Source organism: Azospirillum sp. TSH64 (genome assembly GCF_003116035.1).
Taxonomy (GTDB): Bacteria; Pseudomonadota; Alphaproteobacteria; order Azospirillales; family Azospirillaceae; genus Azospirillum.
The window spans coordinates 6,228,707-6,246,994 of sequence record NZ_LGQW01000015.1; the positions used below are offsets into that span (position 1 = coordinate 6,228,707).

Sequence of the window (18,288 nt, forward strand, 5' to 3'; positions counted from 1 at the left end):
AGAAGGAACACGGGAGACTGAGAAGCAGTCTTTATTTCTGGAGATTATATTGCCGCCTTGAAGTAATTTATGGTCGGTCCGCAGAACGATCAGGCTTCAAAAAGCGGATTGATTTTGCAGAGACTAAAATATATAGGGGAGAAATAGGTAAAATTGCATATATTGAGCAAAAATCACCCTTATATTCATGCTTTCACCACACCTTAGGACCAATACTAATTGACCTAATGCCGCTCCGTGCGCTTCGATTATTTACGGTCGGCTTTCGATCGTGGCGCACCGCAAACGCAAGGAAGGGGGGCGGAAATGTTCGGCTTCATTCAGACGATCTATGGCAAGGGTTCAAACAGCCACGCCCTGCTGTCCGCCTTGGACCGCTCGCTTGCCATCATCGAGTTTTCCCTGGATGGAACGATCCTGAATGCCAACCCCAATTTCCTGGCGGTGATGGGCTATTCATTGCCCGAAGTGGTCGGACGCCATCACAGGATGTTCATCGACCCGGCCGAACATGCCAGTCCCGCCTATCAGGAGTTTTGGGATCGGCTGAGACGCGGCGAGTTCCAGCGGGCGTTGTACCGGCGCATCGCCAAGAACGGTCGCGAGATTTGGATCGAGGCCACCTACAACCCCATTCTCGATGCCACCGGCCGTGCCTGCAAGATCATCAAAGTCGCCACCGACGTCACCGAACGGCAGGCGACGAACGCCGACATGCGCGGCAAGATCGATGCGATTTCGCGGTCGCAGGCGGTGATCGAATTCAATCCCGACGGCACGGTCATCACCGCCAACGAGAATTTCCTCACCGTTCTCGGCTACAGCCTGGATGAAGTCCGCGGGCGCCATCACAGCATGTTCATCGATCCGCAGGAGCGCGAGACTCCCGCCTATCGCGAATTCTGGAAAAGACTCAACAGCGGACAGTTCGAAACTGCCCAATACCGGCGCATCGGCAAGGGCGGGCGGGCTGTCTGGATTCAGGCGTCCTACAACCCGGTGTTCGACGACATGGGCCGACTGTGCAAGGTGGTTAAGTTCGCAACGGACATCACCGAACAGATCGGCATGCTGGGCCGCCTGAAGTCCCTGATCGATACCAATTTCTCGGAGATCGAACAGGCGATGACCACGGCCCACCGGCAGGCCGATACCGCCGCCGCCGCATCGTCGCAGACGCGGGTGACTGTACAGACCATCGCGGCCGGCGCGGAGGAGCTGACGGCGTCCGCCCACGAAATCGCCGACGGCATGTCCCGGTCGCAGCAGGCGGCCGATGTCGCGGTGAGCGAGACCGACAACGCCGACCGGGCCGCCACCCGACTTTCGGAAGTCGCGAAGGCGATGGGAGGCATCGTCGAACTGATCCGTTCCATCGCCGGACAGATCAACATGCTGGCCCTGAACGCGACCATCGAGGCGGCGCGGGCGGGCGAGGCCGGCAGGGGCTTCGCCGTGGTTGCCAACGAGGTCAAGAACCTGGCCAACCAGTCGGCTAACGCGACCGCCCAGATTTCCCGCGAAATCGAGGGAATGCGATCCGTCTCCGGCGATGTCGTGTCTTCCCTGTCGGCAATTCGCATAGCCATGAACAATCTGCGCGAATTCGTCGTCATGTCCGCCGGCGCCGTCGAGGAGCAGACCACCGTCACCGCGAGCATCTCCGTAAACATGCAGGGAGCATCGACCTCGGTGGCGGTGGTGGACCGGAACATCACCTCAATCTCCACCGCCTTCGCTCAGGTTGGAACCGCCATCGCCTCGACCAAGGAGGCGGCGCAAGTGCTCGCCCGCTGATCGTGCTGGCGGGCTGGCGGGCTGGCGGGCTGGCGGGCTGGCCAGCCATTTCGCCTCAACCGCCGCGAATCGCGAAGCCGACCACCCGTTCCAGTGCACGGTCGGCTGCCGCCTGCCAGCCCTCGCCGCCCAGCTCGATCGAAGCCGGCGGGAATCCGACCGACGGGGCGGCCATGCCGTCGCGGACCGGACGGGCGCGCAGCAGCAGACGGGGGCGGGCACCGCCGCTCCAGTCCTGGCGGCCTTCGAGGACGACCAGCAGGACCGGGCCATCGACCGCAAGCGGCGTCTCGGCAGGTTCGGCATCGGGCATTACCGCGCGCAGGCCGAGGCGAACCACCGCCTTGCCGTAACCGCCGGCTTTCCGGGCGACGAGATCGGCGGCGGCATCGCACAGCATCCCGGCCTCCGGTGGAACCGGGCGTTGGTCGAGGTCGAGGAACCGGCACGCGACACCGATCTCACCCCCCGGTTCCTGGGCCAGCCGGATCACCGCGCCGTCCTGTGCCGCCGCGGCGGGGACTGCCGCCAGCACCGCCACCATCGCGGCCGCATATCGCCAGCGCCTGCCGTACCGTTGCATCGTTGCTTTCCACCCGTTCGAGCCGTCCTGATACGGCCGGCCCTCCCCGCCCCCTGCGCGGCCCATCCCCTGCGCGACATGTGCGACACCCGACAAGCCCCCTGGGCGGAGCCGCCGATTGTCAGCTATCGGACAGGGTTGGAAAACCAGACAATCGTTTTTCGCCAACGACTTACCCACTGGCACGCCCCCTGCATCACGCCGATGCAGAGCCATTTCCGGCGCCAGGATGGGAGAGCGGGCATGCTCCAGGACAAGATCCAGGATGTCTTCAACGAACCGGGCTGCGCGACCAACCAGACCAAGTCGGCCAAGGAGAAGAAGAAGGGCTGCACCAAGTCGTTGAAACCGGGGGCGGCGGCCGGCGGCTGCGCCTATGACGGGGCGATGATCGTGCTCCAGCCGATTGCCGACGCCGCCCATCTGGTCCATGGCCCCATCGCCTGCCTCGGCAACAGTTGGGACAACCGCGGCTCCAAATCCTCGGGCTCGCAGCTCTACCGCACCGGCTTCACCACCGATCTGTCGGAACTGGACGTCATCGGCGGCGGCGAGAAGAAGCTCTACCGCGCCATCAAGGAAATCGTTCAGCAATACGACCCGCCGGCCGTCTTCGTCTATCAGACCTGCGTGCCCGCGATGACCGGCGACGACATCGCCGCGGTCTGCAAGTTCGCCGCGCAGAAGCTGGGCAAGCCGGTGATCCCGGTCGATGCCCCCGGCTTCGTCGGATCGAAGAATCTCGGCAACAAGCTGGCCGGCGAAGCCTTGCTCGACCACGTCATCGGCACGGTCGAGCCCGAATACACCACGCCCACCGATGTCTGCATCATCGGCGAATACAACCTCGCCGGCGAGCTGTGGCTGGTCAAGCCGCTGCTGGACGAGATCGGCATCCGCCTCTTGTCCTGCATCTCCGGCGACGGCCGCTACCGGGAGGTGGCCCAGGCCCACCGCGCCCGCGTCACCATGATGGTGTGCAGCCAGGCGCTGGTGAATGTCGGCCGCAAGATGGAGGAGCGCTACGGCATCCCCTATTTCGAGGGCTCCTTCTACGGCGTCTCCGACATGTCGGACACGCTGCGCACCATGACCCGCATGCTGGTGGAGCGCGGCGCCGACAAGAGCCTGATCGACCGCGCCGAGGGCGTGATCGCGCGGGAGGAAAGCCGGGTCTGGCGCCGGCTGGAACCCTACAAGCCGCGTTTCGACGGCAAGCGCGTCCTGCTCTTCACCGGCGGGGTCAAGAGCTGGTCGATGGTCAGCGCGCTGGAGGGCGCGGGGCTGACCATCCTCGGCACCTCCACCAAGAAATCGACCAGGGAGGACAAGGAACGCATCAAGAAGATGAAGGGCGAGGAGTTCCACCAGTGGGACGATCTGAAGCCGCGCGACATCTACAAGATGCTGGCCGACAACCGGGCCGACATCATGATGTCCGGCGGCCGGTCGCAGTTCATCTCCTTGAAGGCCAAGGTTCCCTGGCTCGACATCAACCAGGAGCGCCACCACGCCTATGCCGGTTATGACGGCATCGTCAATCTTTGCGAGGAGATCGACAAGACGCTGTCCAACCCGATCTGGCGTCAGGTCCGCCAGCCGGCACCGTGGGAGTCCGGCCCGTCCTCCGCCCTTCTGGCTTCCTCGATGGCGGCGGAGTGACGGCGATGTCCCACATCCAGCGCTTCCCCTCCGCCGCCAAGGCCGCGTCGACCAACCCGCTGAAGATGAGCCAGCCGCTGGGCGCGGCGCTGGCCTATCTCGGCGTCGACCGCTGCCTGCCGCTGTTCCATGGCTCGCAGGGCTGCACCGCCTTCGGGCTGGTGCTGCTGGTGCGCCATTTCCGCGAGGCGATCCCGCTGCAGACCACGGCGATGGATCAGGTCGCCACCATTCTCGGCGGCTACGACAATCTGGAACAGGCGATCCGCACCATCGTCGAGCGCAACAATCCCGCCATGATCGGCGTCGCCACCACCGGCGTCACCGAGACCAAGGGCGAGGACATGGGCGGGCAATACACGCTGTTCCGCCAGCGCAACCCCGACATGGCCGACACGGCGCTGGTCTTCGCCAACACTCCCGACTTCGCCGGCGGCTTCGAGGACGGCTTTGCCGCCGCGGTCACCGCCATCGTCGAGCGGCTGGTCGAACCGTCGCCGGTGCGCATCCCGACCCAGGTCAACGTGCTGGCCGGCTGCCACCTGTCGCCCGGCGACGTCGAGGAACTGCGCGACATCATCGAGGGCTTCGGCCTGTCGCCGATCTTCCTGCCCGACCTGTCGCTGTCGATGGCCGGCCGCCAGCCGTCCGACTTCACCGCCACCTCGCTGGGCGGCGTGACGGTCGATCAGATCCGCGCCATGGGCGCTTCGGCCATCACCATCGTGGTCGGCGAGCATATGCGGGTGGCCGGCAACGCGCTGGAGCTGAAGACCGACGTGCCCAGCCATTTCTTCAACCGCCTGACCGGGCTGGAGGCGACGGACAAGCTGGTCCGGCTGCTGACGGAGCTGTCGGGCAAGCCGGCGCCCGCCCGGCTGCGGCGCCAGCGCGAAAGCCTCGTCGATGCCATGCTGGACGGGCATTTCTTCTACAGCCGCAAGCGCATCGCCGTCGCGCTGGAACCCGACCTGCTCTATGCCGTCACCGGCTTCCTCGCCGACATGGGGGCCGAGGTGATCGCCGCGGTGTCGCCGACGCAGAGCCCGGTGCTGGAGCGGCTGAAGGCCGCCACCATCATGGTCGGCGACCATTCCGATGTCGAGACGCTGGCCCGCGATGCCGACCTGATCGTCTCCAACTCGCACGGGCGGCAGGGGGCGGCGCGGATCGGCGTGCCGCTGCACCGCATGGGCCTGCCGCTGTTCGACCGGCTGGGGGCTGGTCTGCGGGTGCAGGTCGGCTACCGCGGCACGCGGGAGCTGCTGTGCGAGATCGGCAACCTGTTCCTCTCCCGCGAGATGGACCACGAGAGCCATGCCCACGGGCAGGACCGGCACGGGCACGACAACCACGGGGAATCCCACGGCTGCGGAGGCGGATCATGCGGATGCAACGCCGTCTGAGCGTGGTGCAGGACCCACGTCCGACCAAAGGAGGATCGATGAAGGTCGCTTTCTGCACCCAGGACATGCAGCACGTCGATGCGCATTTCGGCTGGGCCAAGAACATCGCCGTCTACCAGGTCGACCGCCAGGGCCATGCCTTTCTGGAGACCTTCCAGTTCGGCGGTTCGATGTTCGAGGACGGCAACGAGGACAAGCTGGTGCCCAAGCTGGAGGCGCTGGCCGACGTCGCCATCCTCTATCTCTCGGCCATCGGCGCATCGGCCGCCGCCCGCGTGGTGGCGAAGAAGATCCATCCGGTGAAGGTCGAGGCCACCGACACAATCCCGGCCCTGCTCGACAAGCTGGTCCAGACGCTGAACGGCAATCCGCCGCCCTGGCTGCGCAAGGCGATGGGCGAAACGCCCGAATTCCATTTCGACGAGGAGGAGGTCTGAGTATGGCTGATGTGGCTGAATTGTCCGTCGCCGACCAGTTCGTGAAGACGCTGGTCCTGCTGTTCCGTGCCGAGGACAGCTATGGCGCCTGGGAAGGCAAGCCCGACGAGGCTCTGCTCGCCCCCTTCGTGCTCGACAAGGAGGCGCGGGCCGCCATCCCGATCATCGGCGATCCCGACCCGGACACGCTTTGGCGGCTGGAGCTGTTCTACAAGGCGGTCGGGCTGATGGTGGAGAAGCAGACCGGCCTGATGGCCTCGCCGATGATGAAGATGAGCCATGAGGGCTTCGGCCGCATGATCCTCACCACCGGGCGGCTGGTGGTGGTGTCGAAGTCGCTGCGCGACGTCCACCGCTTCGGCTTCCCCAGCATCGAAAAGCTCGCCGCCGACGGCGCCAGGCTGGTCGAGGACGCCGTGGCGCTGATCCGGGAATATCCCGACGTCGCGAACCTCTGAAGCCGGGACCACGACCATGAGCGACATCGACGCCCTGAAGGACGAGATCAAGAAGCTGAACGCCCGCGCCACCCAGAAGAAGATGGACCTGCACGACTTGTCGGAAGAGCTTCCGCAGAATTGGCAATCCATCCTGACGGTGGCGCAGGAAACCTATGACGCGTTCAAGACCCTGACCGAGAAGCGGGCGGCGCTGAAAGCGCTGGAGACGGCGTAACCCCACCATTCCCAAAGAATAGCTTAGGCGCACCCTTTCCCGAGAGGAGCATTCCCATGGCTGAGTTCCTGACCGGCACCACCCGCGGTGGTCAGAGCTGGACCCCGAAATTCGTCCAATCCATCGACCAGAAGCAGTGCATCGGCTGCGGCCGCTGCTTCAAGGTGTGCGGGCGCGGCGTGCTCGACATGATCGGCCTGACCGAGGACGGCGACATCGTCGACGCCTTCGACGACGAGGCCGAGAAGAAGATCATGACGGTCAAGGAAGCGGCCAACTGCATCGGCTGCGAAAGCTGCTCCAAGGTATGCTCGAAGAGCTGCATCACCCATGCGCCGGTGGCGGCCTAGAGTGTGATCGGTTCAAGCGGAAGCGCTTGAACCGATCATACGGAAAACCAAAAGCCTAGGGTCTGTCTGGTGCTTCGATGAGCATCTGACAGACCCTAAAAAGCTGAGGCTGACGCACGGGCGCCAGCCCCCACCCGTCTCAGTACGCGTATTCCTTGAACACGGGATCGACGCTGCCGCCCCAGGGGCCGTTGAACTTCTCCAGAAGCTCGTCGGCGGGGCTGCGGCCGGTCTCGGCGACGACCTGAAGCGTGTCGAGGAAGTGGGTCTCGTCGTCGCCCCAATTGTCGTTGCGGGCGCGGCGGGCCAGACCGTCGCGGGCAATCGCCAACATCTCCAACGCCACGTTCCGCACCGTCCCGTTGCGGAAGGTCGTGCGCAGGCCGGACCGCGGCACCTCGGCGCGCAGATGCGCGCGCTCCACCGTCGTCCAGTCCTTCACCAGATCCCAGGCGGCATCCAGCGCCACCTGATCGTAGAGCAGCCCCACCCACAGGGCCGGCAGGGCGCACAGGCTGCGCCACGGGCCGCCGTCGGCGCCACGCATCTCCAGATACTTCTTCAGCCGCGCTTCCGGAAAGGCCGTGGTGGTGTGGTCGGCCCAGTCGGTGATCAGCGGCAGCTCGCCCGGCAGCGCCGGCAGCTTGCCATCCATGAAATCGCGGAAGGACTGGCCGGCCGCATCGATATAGGTGCCGTCGCGGTAGACGAAGTACATCGGCGTGTCGAGCAGATAGTCGACATAGCGCTCGAAACCGAAGCCGTCCTCGAACACGAAGGGAATGTCGCCGGTACGGTCCGCGTCGGTGTCGGTCCAGATGTGGCTGCGGAAGCTCTGGAAGCCGTTCGGCTTGCCCTCGGTGAAAGGGGACATGGCGAACAGGGCGGTGGCGATGGGCTGGAGGGCCAGCGACACGCGGAACTTCTTCACCATGTCGGCTTCGGAGGCGAAGTCGAGGTTCACCTGCACGGTGCAGGTCCGCGTCATCATGTCGAGGCCGAGCGAGCCGACCTTCGGCATGTAGTCGCGCATGATCTTGTAGCGGCCCTTCGGCATCCAGGGGATGTCGTCGCGCGTCCATTTCGGCTGGAAGCCCAGCCCCATCATGGCGATGCCCAGCTCGCTCCCGACCTCCTTCACCTGGCGCAGGTGGCGGTGCACCTCGGCGCAGGTCTGGTGCAGGGTCTCCAGCGGGGCGCCGGACAGCTCGACCTGCCCGCCGGGCTCCAGCGTGATGTTGGCCATGTCCTGGACCAACGCGATGATGTTGCCCTTCTCCTCCACCGGCTGCCAGCCGAAGCGGGTCATGCGGGTCAGCAGTTCGCGGATGCCGTCCGGCCCGTCATAGGGCAGCGGCCGCAGGTCGGAGGTGCGGTAGGCGAATTTCTCGTGCTCGGTCCCGATGCGCCAGTCGGGTGCCGGCTTGCAGCCGGATTCGAGATAGGCCGCAAGCTGGCGGCGGTCGGTGATGGGTTCGCCGCGCGTTGTCGGGGGTGCGGACATGAAGTCTCTCGCGGGAAGTGGACGGAGGTTCGGCCGGGTGACGGCCGGTTATGGGATCGGCGCGCGGAAAGGCGGACGCCGGTCGCTTCCCCCGGCAGTCCAATCCCCGGCCAAGGACTGCCAGCAAGCCAACGCCGCCACCACCGCCGTGTCGGCCCGCAGAATGCGCGGACCCAATCCCACCGGAACAACAAAGGGAAGTTTGGCGAGTTCGTCAAGTTCCGACTGGTCGAAGCCGCCCTCCGGCCCGACCAGCAAGGCGGCCGGCCCGGGCAGCGCATCGCGCAGCACCTCGGCCACCGGACGGGCGGACCCGGCCTCCGCGCACAGATAGAGCCTGCGGTCGGCCGGCCAGCCGGCCAGCGCGCGGTCCAGCGGCACCGCCTCGCCCATCTCCGGCACGCTGAGGCGCTCGCACTGCTCGGCCGCCTCCACCGCGTTGGCGCGCAGCCGGTCGAGGTTGACGCGGTTGGGATCGGTTCGCCGGGTGAAGACCGGCCACAGGCGGGACACCCCCATCTCCGTCGCCTTCTCCGCGACGAAGTCGATGCGGCCCTTCTTCAGCGGCGCGAACAATAGCCACAGGTCCGGGGTGGTGTCCTGCTCCCGCCGCTGCTCGGCCACGGTCAGCGAGCACCAGCCCTTGCCGAAGCCGTCGATGACCGCCCGCCATTCGCCGTCGCGGCCGTTGAACACCGCAACGGAGTCGCCGCGGTCCAGCCGCAGGACATGGCGGAGGAAATGGGCGCGCTCATGGTCGAGCCCGACCGACTGGCCTTCGGCCAGCGGGCTGTCGACATACAGGCGGGTCTTGATCGGGTCGGCCATGGCATTCGTCTCCGCGGGGCGGTGGAGACTATAAAGCGGATCGCGTGAAACCGGACGAGATTTGACGCGCGAGGCAGCCCTTCAAATACAGCGCCAAAGGTTCATGCGCTTCACGGTAGACGCACCGAGGCTTCGGACGGGGGCGCCACGTGCCGAACCCGGTCCGGAGGCCGGCGTCAGCCGACGGCGATCAGGGAGTCGATCTGCCGGCGCAGGTCGTTGGGCTGGACCGGCTTGTGCAGGATGCGGATTTGCTCAGCCTTGGCCGCGGCCATCAGTTCGGCCCCGGTGTCGCCGGTCAGGATGATCGCAGGCACGGTGACGCCACAGGCCTCCCGCACCGCCCGCACGGCGGTGATGCCGGACCAGCCGTCGCGCAGCCGGTAGTCAGACAGGATCACGTTGGGCAGTGGGCAGCCGGGCAGCTTCGCCAGGACGGTTTCCACATCCTCGGCGGCAAGCACCTGATAGCCCCAGGTGTCCAGCATGATCTCCATCCCGGCCAGAATGATCGACTCGTCGTCGATGACGACGGCGAAACGGTCCGGTGTTGTGCTCATGTCCATTTACGATTGCAGGCCGCTGAGGTTATGACAAAGAAACAGTATTGGCACGATTTTGACGGGCGCAAGATCACAGGCTGCAATTTTCCATGGCTTGAGCTCGGGTGATTTGCCGCACCGCGCTTGCCGCACGGAGGCCAGCCCGATACCTTCCCCGTCATCCACGCCCTGATTGGCTGGTCAGACATCCTCATAGCACAGCGGAACCGCTGCCGTCATGCCCACTGCCTCCACCGGCCCCACTCTGCCCGAGTCCGGCTTCACCGACATCCGCCAGGACGGCTGGATCGCGCGGAAGCTCCCGCCCCGCGTGCGCCCTTATGTCACACTGGCGCGACTCGACCGTCCCATCGGGACATGGCTTCTGCTGTTCCCCTGCTGGTGGAGCGTGGCGCTGGCCATGCCGCAGCCCTTCCGTGACTGGCCGACGCTGCTCTGGCTGATGGCGCTGTTCGGCGTCGGCGCGGTGCTGATGCGCGGCGCCGGCTGTACCGTCAACGACATCCTCGACCGCAAGTTCGACGCGATGGTGGAGCGCACCCGCTCACGCCCGATCCCGTCGGGTCAGGTGTCGGTGCGTCAGGCCCTGGCCTTCCTCGCCGCCCAGCTTCTGGTGTCGCTGCTGATCCTGGTCCAGCTGGGCACGACGGCCATCGGGCTGGGGGTGCTGTCGCTACTGCTGGTCTTCACCTACCCGCTGATGAAGCGCATCACCTGGTGGCCGCAGGCTTTCCTGGGGCTGACCTTCAACTGGGGCGCCCTGATGGGCTGGGCCACGGTTCAGAACGACGTCGGCTGGCCGGCCTTGGCGCTCTATGTGACGGGCGTCGCCTGGACGCTGGGCTATGACACCATCTACGCCCATCAGGACAAGGAGGACGATGCTCGCATCGGCGTGAAGTCCACCGCGCTGCGCCTGGGCGACCAGAGCAAGATCTGGATCTATGGCTTCTACACCCTGACCTATGTCGGCATCGGCATCGCCGGGCGTCTGGCGGGCCTGGGCGGGCTGTTCCTGCCGGTGCTGTCGCTGGCGGCCCTGCAGCTGGCCTGGCAGGTCGCGACCTGGCGGCCGGACGATCAGGGCGATTGCCTGGACAAGTTCAAGTCCAACCGCTGGTTCGGCTGGCTGGTGCTGGCGGCAATCCTGGCGGGGAAGATTTAAGCGGGCATTGTGGGAGGGTGTCGGCTTCGATGCCCGAACCTCCGCACAAACGAAAAGGGCGGAGCCAAGCCCCGCCCTTCCTGAAAACCTGATGCTATGCCGCTCAGCGTTCGCTGGTGTCGGCCAGCTGGGCGACGGCGTTGCCGGAGCCGGGCTTGCGGCCGGGAGCGACGGTGCGGTGGCTGCCGGGACCGGAAAGCTCGGCGACCGTGACTGGGGCGGACTGCGCACCGGACGGCTTGCGCGACGGCAGCACCGCGACGTCGATGCGCTGCGGCTTCTGCGGCGTCTGGGAGGCGACGGCGGTCGTGGCAAGGCTCTGCGGCTTGCGGCCGGGGACCGAGACGCTGAGGTTCTTCTGCGGGTGCAGGGAGGCTTCCATCATGCGCGGGCCGTTGGCCTTGGCACGGCCACGCGGGCTGCTGGCGAAGCCCTGGTCCATGCCGCGGTCGCCGGCATCCAGCATCCGGCCGCCGCGCGGGGCGTCGGACTCGCCTTCCGGCAGGATGAAGCCGTAGGCGGCGTAGACGCGCAGACCCATCTGGTCGGTCGGCTCGTGCCAGACGCGGACCGCGGACCAGTCGTTGTTGCGGGACACGTCGACCACCCGCATGCCGCGGCGAAGCCCGTCGCCGTCGATCCAGCTGTGATCGACCTCGATGGTGCGGCGGTCGATCACCGCGCTGACCAGCGAGACGTGGCCGCGGCGCATGTGGCCGGTGCGCTTGAAGACGAGGACGGAGCCGATGGCGGGGCGGTGTTCGCGGTCATACTGGCCGGCGGCGTGATCCCACCAGGTCCAGGCGTCGCCGCGTATGGTGAAGTCGGAGATGGAGCGGACCGTCCGAACGCAATCGCCGTCTTGTGCGGCCGCCGTCGACACGGTAAGGGGGCTCAGCGCGATCAAAGCCGCAAACGAAAGGCCGATGGCGGTTCCCCTCTGCCGCATGACTCCCCCAATCCCTCTGTTTTCCCCTGGTGGAAACGGGTAACACGGGTTCGCAGCTGTGTCTACACCGTTTGAATTATGTAACATTGATAAGCCACCGCCAGCCTTCCTCCCAACAGCGGAGCCCCTTGGGAAACCTCGTATGAACAATGCATCTCCGCCAGATTTCGTCCGCGATAACACGACGCTGACGACCACGCCGCTGTTGCCGGAAATCCAGCTTCATCTTGCCACCGAAGTCACTCCACTCTGGCAGGCGACCGAGGAGACCTTGGCCGCCACGAATTTGCCACCGCCATACTGGGCTTTCGCTTGGCCCGGGGGACAGGCTGTGGCGCGGCTGGTGCTCGACCGGCCGGAGCTGGTTGCCGGCAGGTCGGTGCTCGATTTTGCCGCAGGCACCGGGCTGGTCGGCATCGCCGCGATGAAGGCGGGGGCGGCGCGGGTGCAGTCCTGCGACATCGACCGCTTCTCGCTGGCCGCCATCGCGTTGAACGCCGAGGCCAACGGGGTGGAGGTCAAGCCGGTCAGCGCCGATCTGGTCGGCCGGCCGTTGCCGGGCATCGAGGTGGTCCTGGCCGGCGACGTCTGTTACGAGCGGCCGATGGCGGAGCGCGTCACCGCATGGCTGCGCGAGATCGCCGCCACCGGCACGCTGGTGCTGCTGGGCGATCCCGGCCGCGCCTATTTCCCGGGGAGCGGCGTCGAGAAGCTGGCGACCTACACCGTTCCGACCTCGCTGGAGCTGGAGGACCGGGAGGCGCGCGAAACCGCCATCTGGCGCCTGTTGCCTGACGCCTAGCGGTTGAGACGCGACACGGCCAGCCGCAGGTCGGCCAGGAAGGTCGGCTGCTCCACCAGCTGGCCGCGCAGCAGGTAGCTGGGGTGGAAGGTCGGCACCACCTCCACCCCGTCCAGCAGGCGGCAGGGCAGCACAGTGCCGCGCAGCTGCAGGATGCCGTTCTCCCCGGTCAGCGCCCAGGTGGGGGTCCGGCCGAGCGCCACGATCACCGACGGGCGATAGTCGGCCAGGGTGGCGCGCAGATGCTCGATCTCGCCGGCGAACTCGGCCAGCAGCCGGTCCGACGTGCCGAAGGCGCCCCAGCTTTCGTCGATCTCCCGCCCCTCCTTGCGGGCGCGGGCGCGCGAGGAGAAGAAGTGTCCCACCTTGTTGCCGGGCGGCTGGTAGCGGAAGACGTTGGCGACGAGACATTCCGCCCGTTCGATGCCGACGGCGGCCAGCGATTCGTCCAGCAGCTTGCCGCTGCGCCCGACGAAGGGGGTGCCCTGCCGCGCCTCCTCCGCCCCCGGCGCCTCGCCGACGATGGCGAGCCGCGGCCCGTCCACCGGCTTGGTCGGATACTGGTAGTCGGCGAAGGGCATGTCGGTGCGCAGGTCTGTCATCGGATCGGTTCCAAAAGTGCATCGCGAGAATTCAAGGCAGGGCACCGGACTTGCCGAAGCACCGCCCGGAACCCAAGCTTCTAGCCGGTACGCTTCTAGCGCAGACCACCAGCCAAGGCCACCAACAGGGGAGAGACCGGGATGACACCTCAGGCGCCGACGACGCAGGAACTGGCAGCGAAGACCTGCGAACCCTGCCGCGGTGGGATACCGCCGATGGACCGCGCGATGGCCGAGTCCTATCTGGTGCAGGTGCCGGGCTGGGTCCTGAAGGAAGGCCCCGACCGCATCGAGCGCGACTTCCGCTTCCCCGACTTCGTCCAGGCCCAGGCCTTCGCCAATCAGGTGGGCGACCTGTGCGAGGCGGAAGGCCACCATGCGGAGATCCATTACGGATGGGGCCACTGCTCCGTCGCCTTCTGGACCCACAAGATCAAGGGCCTGCACGAGAACGACTTCGTCATGGCGGCGAAGGTGAACGGGCTGGCCGACGCGCCCTATGTGCCGGCATCGGTGGGGACCCCGCCGCCGCCCTATGTGCAGGGGGCGTGAGGAGCACAGGTGGGGGCAAGGCCTTGCCCTACCCCCACAGCTCCGCCGACGGCGGCTGCACCACCGCGCCGTCATATACCAGCCCCGGCTCGCGGTCGCGGGCGAGCAGCAGCGGGCCGTCGAGGTCGACATAGCGCGCCCCCTGCCCCACCAGCATGGCCGGCGCCATCGCCAGCGACGTCGCCACCATGCAGCCGACCATCACCTCGAAGCCCATGGCATGGGCGGCAGCGGTCATCGCCAGCGCCTCGGTCAGGCCGCCGGTCTTGTCCAGCTTGACGTTCACCACCCGGTAGAGCCCGCGCAGGCGCTCCAGCGACTCCAACCCGTGGCAGGATTCGTCGGCGCCAAGCGGCACCGGGCAATCGACCCCGCGCAACGCCTCGTCCTGGCCGGCGGGCAGCGGCTGCTCGATCATCTCGACGCCCAGCCCGGCGAGCACCGGGGCGAAGCGATGCAGTTGGTCCAGCGTCCAGCCCTCGTTGGCGTCGACCACCAGCCGGGCGGCGGGAGCGGCCGCGCGGACGGCGGCGACACGGTTGAGATCGCCCTCCCCCGTCAGCTTCATCTTCAGCAGCGGATGCCGTGGCGCCCGCTCCCGCGCCGCGGCGGCCATCGCGGCGGGCGCGTCGACGCTCAGCGTGTAGCAGGTGACGAGCGGCCCCGGCGGCCGGGACAACCCGGCGAGCGTCCAGGCCGGCACGCCGCTGCGCTTGGCCTCCAGGTCCCACAGCGCGCAATCCAGCGCGTTGCGGGCGGCACCCGGCGGCATCAGCCGGCCCAGCGACCGGCGGTCGAGGCCGCCGGCGACGGCATCGGCCATCGCCTCCAGCGCGGCGGCGACCCCGTCGACGCTTTCGCCATAGCGGGCGTAAGGCACGCATTCACCGCGGCCGCGGTGGGGACCGTCGGTCACCTGCGCCACCACCACCGCGGCTTCAGTCTTGGCCCCGCGCGAGATGCGGAAGGCGCCGCGGATGGGAAAACTCTCCCGGTGGACGGTCAGCTGTTGGGCGGACATGCTCTGCAACCCCGAAACGGAACAGGGCCGGGAGTGTATCCCGGCCCCGTTCCATAAGGCGACAGGCTTGACGCGCAAGGGCTGGCGGCTTCAGCGCTCCTGAACGATGACGCCGTACCAGCCCAGCCCCTTGTAGGTCTCGTAACCCGGTGTCAGGGCGTAGCCAACCAGACGGTTCTTGTCGTCGATGTAATGGCCCATGGTGCCGGCGGCGCGGCGCAGCGGCACCGTCTCGGTCAGCATGCCGCGGCCGTCGGACGACGCGATGACGCGATGGCAGGCGTCGAGCAGCAGGCACCGCGACTTCTCGCGCTCGCCGGCTTCCAGCCGCACGCCCTCGACCACCGCGGCGGCCTGCGGCTCCCAGTCGAAGAAGATGCCGAGCACGCCGATGGCATCGCTGTCCGCCTCGCCGTCGCGCCGGATGGCGGTGGCATAGGTGGCGACGACGCGGTCGTCCAGGCTGCGGTTGCGGGCGACGTCGCCGACGGTGAACTCGCCGCCGTTGCGGGTGGCCAGCGCCTGGCGGAACCACGGCTCGTCCGACACGTTGGCGCCGCGCGCACCGGGATAGCGGTCGGGCCGGCCGTTGGCGATGACGGTGCCGTTGCGGTCGGCGATCCAGAGGTCGAGATAGACGGTGTAGGATTCCAGGATCACGCCCAGCCGGCGCGAGGCATGGCGGCGCGCCTCCTCCGTCGGATCGGCGGCGCAATCGACCACCGCGCTGTCGGTCGCCCACCAGCGAACGTCGCAGGACCGCTCATACAGGTTGCGGTCGATGATCTCGATCATGTTGAGCGACAGGTCGGCCAGCCGCTTGCCGTGCATCTCCTGCACCATGGCGCTGCCGGTGGTGGTCAGGTGATCGACGCGGGCGACGATTTCCGACCGCAGCTCCTTGGTGATGCTGTTGACCTGGGTCGAGATCTCCGACACCTCGTTGGCGACGACGGCGAAGCCGCGTCCGGCGTCGCCAGCCCGTGCCGCCTCGATCAGGGCGTTCATGGCCAGCATCTTGGTGCGCCGGGTGATGTCCTCGATCAAGGACACCTTCTTCGACGCAACATCCAGCACGCCACGCGACAGCTCGAACAGATCGGTGCCCGCCATGCTCATCGTCTTGTCCCCCGTCATGACCGTCCCTGCAGTCTCCAAATCAAAAGCCGTGCCAACGGTCACCGGCGCTCCGCAAACGGCCCACCTCCCCGGATTCCGCGGCACTTGGCCGCAGCGGACAGTCGGTCACCCGTCTCATCAGGGTTAGCGTACGGTTAAGCTGCTGAAACAGCAGGCATACTGGCGTCGGGTTGCGCAACAGGTTGCAAACTTGCCATAGGCGCGGCAGTCTTGTTGCGGAGACGTAACACGAATTCGCCACGAATTCGCAACAAAAATTCTTATTCACACTGCCAGACGCCAGATCAATTCCGCATTGCAAAAAGGCCGTCCACATCCTGTGCACATTCGCCGTGCAGTCGATGCGGCGCGCGCCGATGCAACGCGCCACCCTCCTCAGGCGACGCGGTGCATCTCGTCCAGGAAAAGCTGGACTTCCCGGGTCAGGCGGTCCGCCTCCGCGGCCATCCGCCCGGATGCCGCGAACACCTCGTGCGCGGTGCTGCTGGTGCGGCCGGCGGCGTCGGTGACGTCGCGGATGTCGTCGGACACGGCACGGGTGCCGGCGGCGGCCTGCTCCATGTTCACGACGATCTCGCGCACGGCGGAGCCCTGCTGCTCGATCCCGGCACTGATGCCGGCGGCGATCCGGTTGATCGACTGGATGGTGTGGCCGATGCCGACGATGGAGGTCACCGCCTCGTCGGTGGAGGACTGGATGGCGGAGATCTGCGCAGCGATGTCGCCGGTGGCCTTGGCGGTCTGATCGGCCAGCCGTTTCACTTCCTGCGCCACCACGGCAAAGCCCTTGCCCGCCTCGCCGGCACGTGCCGCCTCGATGGTCGCGTTCAGGGCCAGCAGGTTGGTCTGGCTGGCGATGTCGTTGATCAGGGTGACGACGTCGCCCACCGTGCGCGCCGCACCGGATAGCGTGCCGACCAGCGCGTTGGACCGCTCGGCCTCGCCGACCGCGGTCTCGGCGACGCGGGCGACATCGCCGATCTGACGGGAGATGTCGGCGATGGAGGCGGACAGCTCCTCCGTCGCGGCGGCGACGCTGCCGACATTGCTGCCGGTCTGCGCGGCGGAGGCCGCGACCGACGACGCCTTGCCGGTCGCCTGGGTCGCATCCGTCTCCATGGTCCGGGCGGAGATCTCCAGCCGGTGTGCGGTGTCGGCAACCTCGCTGCACACGCTCTGGATCTGGCCTTCGAAACGCTGGGTCACGCCGGCGAAGCCGGCAACCTTCAGCGAGATGCTCTCCGTCGCCGCATTGATGGTGCGGCTGGCGTGCAGGAAGCCGCCCTGCATGCCGCGCAGCACGATGCGGCGGAAATACTTGTGCTCCGACACCGCATGCATGGAGGCGGTCGCCTCGCGCACGAAGGCGTCGGTGCGATCGATGGCGTCGTTGGTGGCGTGCATCAGCTCGCCCAGCGCCCCGCCCTCGCGGATGCCGATCACCCGCGCCTCGAAATCGCCGGCGGCGACGGCACGGTTCACCCGCGTCAGCCGGTCGACCGCCGCGCCGGCCCGGCGCAGGAACAGCAGCGCCCCGCCCAGCGCCGCCAGACCGGCCACCGCCAGACCGGCGCGCAGAGCCAGGCCGCCCATCCCCAGCAGATCGGCAGCCAGCAGCGCCGCCAGAGCCACGCCAGCCAGCACGGCCAGCCCGCCGGCCCGCGCCAGCGACGATGGCCCGGAAGAGGACGGCTTAGAGGGAGAAGACGAATTCGTCATACCCGATCCCCTTCTCCGCCAGCAGAGCGAGGACGGCGGCGAAGCCAGCCTCCATCCCCTGCTTGCGGTCGGCATGGCTGTTCTCGATGTCCAGAAGCTGGCGGTAGAGCGGGATGACCTTGTCCAGCGCCGCCCGCTCCGGCACCCGGCGGGAGGAGTGGTAGCCGATCACCCGCCCTTCGGCGTCGAAACTGGGCGTGACATGGGCGAAGACCCAGTAATGGTCGCCGTTGCGGGCACGGTTGACCACATAGGCGAAGATCTCCTTCCCCGCCGCCAGCGTGTCCCACAGCAGCTTGAAGACGCAGCGCGGCATATCGGGATGGCGGACGATGGAATGGGGCGCCCCCATCAGGTCGGCCTCGTCATAGCCGGCGACCCGCTGGAACACCCGGTTCGCGTAGGTGATCCGCCCCTTCAGGTCGGTTTTGGAAACGATGACTTCATCCGGGTCGAAGAAGCGTTCCACCCCTGTCAGGGGGACGTCGCGTCGTGCCATGTGCCTTCCGGTCTCCCGCTTCCCAAACCCGCAC

Annotated in this window: 20 protein-coding genes; 10 read left to right on the plus strand and 10 right to left on the minus strand. The window is 67.1% G+C overall.

All coding sequences use genetic code 11. From position 1 onward, the window contains the following. The first annotated feature begins 306 nt into the window (after positions 1-306). Positions 307-1,797 (plus strand): PAS domain-containing methyl-accepting chemotaxis protein, encoded by a 1,491-nt coding sequence (locus TSH64_RS29520; protein WP_109450498.1) that lies wholly within the window; start codon positions 307-309, stop codon positions 1,795-1,797. Between the two features lie 55 nt (positions 1,798-1,852). Here TSH64_RS29520 and TSH64_RS29525 read toward each other — a convergent pair whose 3' ends face one another. Then, positions 1,853-2,380, minus strand: coding sequence for a hypothetical protein (locus tag TSH64_RS29525; RefSeq protein WP_109450500.1), 528 nt, complete (start codon positions 2,378-2,380; stop codon positions 1,853-1,855). A gap of 243 nt (positions 2,381-2,623) precedes the next feature. On the opposite strand from TSH64_RS29525, the gene nifE reads away from it, so the two are divergent. The 6 genes from nifE to fdxB are packed head-to-tail and all read left to right on the plus strand — an operon-like array spanning position 2,624 to position 6,910. Next, positions 2,624-4,042: a nitrogenase iron-molybdenum cofactor biosynthesis protein NifE gene (nifE, locus tag TSH64_RS29530; protein WP_109450502.1), complete on the plus strand. Its 1,419-nt coding sequence runs from the start codon at positions 2,624-2,626 to the stop codon at positions 4,040-4,042. A 5-nt stretch (positions 4,043-4,047) separates the two neighbouring features. Beyond that, positions 4,048-5,448 carry a nitrogenase iron-molybdenum cofactor biosynthesis protein NifN gene (gene nifN, locus TSH64_RS29535; protein WP_109450504.1) on the plus strand — a complete coding sequence of 467 codons (1,401 nt, stop codon included), beginning with the start codon at positions 4,048-4,050 and terminating at the stop codon, positions 5,446-5,448. Between the two features lie 38 nt (positions 5,449-5,486). Continuing rightward, on the plus strand, positions 5,487-5,885 hold the full coding sequence (gene nifX / locus TSH64_RS29540; protein ID WP_109450505.1) for a nitrogen fixation protein NifX: 399 nt from the start codon (positions 5,487-5,489) through the stop codon (positions 5,883-5,885). Between the two features lie 2 nt (positions 5,886-5,887). Then, a complete protein-coding gene (locus TSH64_RS29545; RefSeq protein WP_109450506.1) occupies positions 5,888-6,343 on the plus strand; it encodes a NifX-associated nitrogen fixation protein in 456 nt (151 codons plus the stop codon). 16 nt (positions 6,344-6,359) lie between these two features. After that, positions 6,360-6,560 carry a CCE_0567 family metalloprotein gene (locus TSH64_RS29550; RefSeq protein WP_012973386.1) on the plus strand — a complete coding sequence of 67 codons (201 nt, stop codon included), beginning with the start codon at positions 6,360-6,362 and terminating at the stop codon, positions 6,558-6,560. A 56-nt stretch (positions 6,561-6,616) separates the two neighbouring features. Continuing rightward, positions 6,617-6,910 (plus strand): ferredoxin III, nif-specific, encoded by a 294-nt coding sequence (gene fdxB / locus TSH64_RS29555; RefSeq protein ID WP_012973385.1) that lies wholly within the window; start codon positions 6,617-6,619, stop codon positions 6,908-6,910. 139 nt (positions 6,911-7,049) lie between these two features. Here the strand turns inward: fdxB and TSH64_RS29560 are convergent, their stop codons facing one another. From TSH64_RS29560 to TSH64_RS29570, 3 genes are all read right to left on the minus strand, one after another. Further along, positions 7,050-8,414: a glutamate--cysteine ligase gene (locus TSH64_RS29560; protein ID WP_109450507.1), complete on the minus strand. Its 1,365-nt coding sequence runs from the start codon at positions 8,412-8,414 to the stop codon at positions 7,050-7,052. Between the two features lie 48 nt (positions 8,415-8,462). Beyond that, entirely contained in the window at positions 8,463-9,242 is a 780-nt protein-coding gene (locus TSH64_RS29565) for a 16S rRNA (uracil(1498)-N(3))-methyltransferase (RefSeq protein WP_109450509.1), read from the minus strand. A 176-nt stretch (positions 9,243-9,418) separates the two neighbouring features. Then, positions 9,419-9,802, minus strand: coding sequence for a response regulator (locus tag TSH64_RS29570; protein ID WP_247873212.1), 384 nt, complete (start codon positions 9,800-9,802; stop codon positions 9,419-9,421). 220 nt (positions 9,803-10,022) lie between these two features. Between TSH64_RS29570 and ubiA the strand changes: the two genes are divergently transcribed. Beyond that, a complete protein-coding gene (ubiA, locus tag TSH64_RS29575; RefSeq protein WP_109450513.1) occupies positions 10,023-10,970 on the plus strand; it encodes a 4-hydroxybenzoate octaprenyltransferase in 948 nt (315 codons plus the stop codon). 103 nt (positions 10,971-11,073) lie between these two features. Here ubiA and TSH64_RS29580 read toward each other — a convergent pair whose 3' ends face one another. Continuing rightward, positions 11,074-11,919: a CHAP domain-containing protein gene (locus tag TSH64_RS29580; protein WP_109450515.1), complete on the minus strand. Its 846-nt coding sequence runs from the start codon at positions 11,917-11,919 to the stop codon at positions 11,074-11,076. Between the two features lie 142 nt (positions 11,920-12,061). On the opposite strand from TSH64_RS29580, the gene TSH64_RS29585 reads away from it, so the two are divergent. Next, entirely contained in the window at positions 12,062-12,721 is a 660-nt protein-coding gene (locus tag TSH64_RS29585) for a 50S ribosomal protein L11 methyltransferase (RefSeq protein ID WP_109450517.1), read from the plus strand. Here the strand turns inward: TSH64_RS29585 and TSH64_RS29590 are convergent. Then, entirely contained in the window at positions 12,718-13,323 is a 606-nt protein-coding gene (locus TSH64_RS29590; protein WP_109450519.1) for a uracil-DNA glycosylase, read from the minus strand. The genes TSH64_RS29585 and TSH64_RS29590 overlap by 4 nt on opposite strands. 141 nt (positions 13,324-13,464) lie before the next feature. On the opposite strand from TSH64_RS29590, the gene TSH64_RS29595 reads away from it, so the two are divergent. Beyond that, the gene (locus TSH64_RS29595; RefSeq protein WP_109450521.1) at positions 13,465-13,875 is read left to right on the plus strand and encodes a 4a-hydroxytetrahydrobiopterin dehydratase; all 411 of its coding nucleotides are present in this window, start codon (positions 13,465-13,467) and stop codon (positions 13,873-13,875) included. A gap of 28 nt (positions 13,876-13,903) precedes the next feature. On the opposite strand, the gene dgcA is transcribed toward TSH64_RS29595, so the two are convergent. From dgcA to TSH64_RS29615, 4 genes are all read right to left on the minus strand, one after another. Next, on the minus strand, positions 13,904-14,896 hold the full coding sequence (dgcA, locus tag TSH64_RS29600; RefSeq protein WP_109453145.1) for an N-acetyl-D-Glu racemase DgcA: 993 nt from the start codon (positions 14,894-14,896) through the stop codon (positions 13,904-13,906). Between the two features lie 90 nt (positions 14,897-14,986). After that, the gene (locus tag TSH64_RS29605; RefSeq protein WP_109450523.1) at positions 14,987-16,033 is read right to left on the minus strand and encodes a methyl-accepting chemotaxis protein; all 1,047 of its coding nucleotides are present in this window, start codon (positions 16,031-16,033) and stop codon (positions 14,987-14,989) included. Between the two features lie 378 nt (positions 16,034-16,411). Next, positions 16,412-17,755 (minus strand): methyl-accepting chemotaxis protein, encoded by a 1,344-nt coding sequence (locus TSH64_RS29610; protein ID WP_109450525.1) that lies wholly within the window; start codon positions 17,753-17,755, stop codon positions 16,412-16,414. Further along, positions 17,730-18,254, minus strand: a complete 525-nt coding sequence (locus tag TSH64_RS29615) for a PAS domain-containing protein (RefSeq protein WP_109450527.1) — start codon at positions 18,252-18,254, stop codon at positions 17,730-17,732. The genes TSH64_RS29610 and TSH64_RS29615 overlap by 26 nt, the downstream gene beginning before the upstream one ends. Positions 18,255-18,288: the final 34 nt, after the last annotated feature.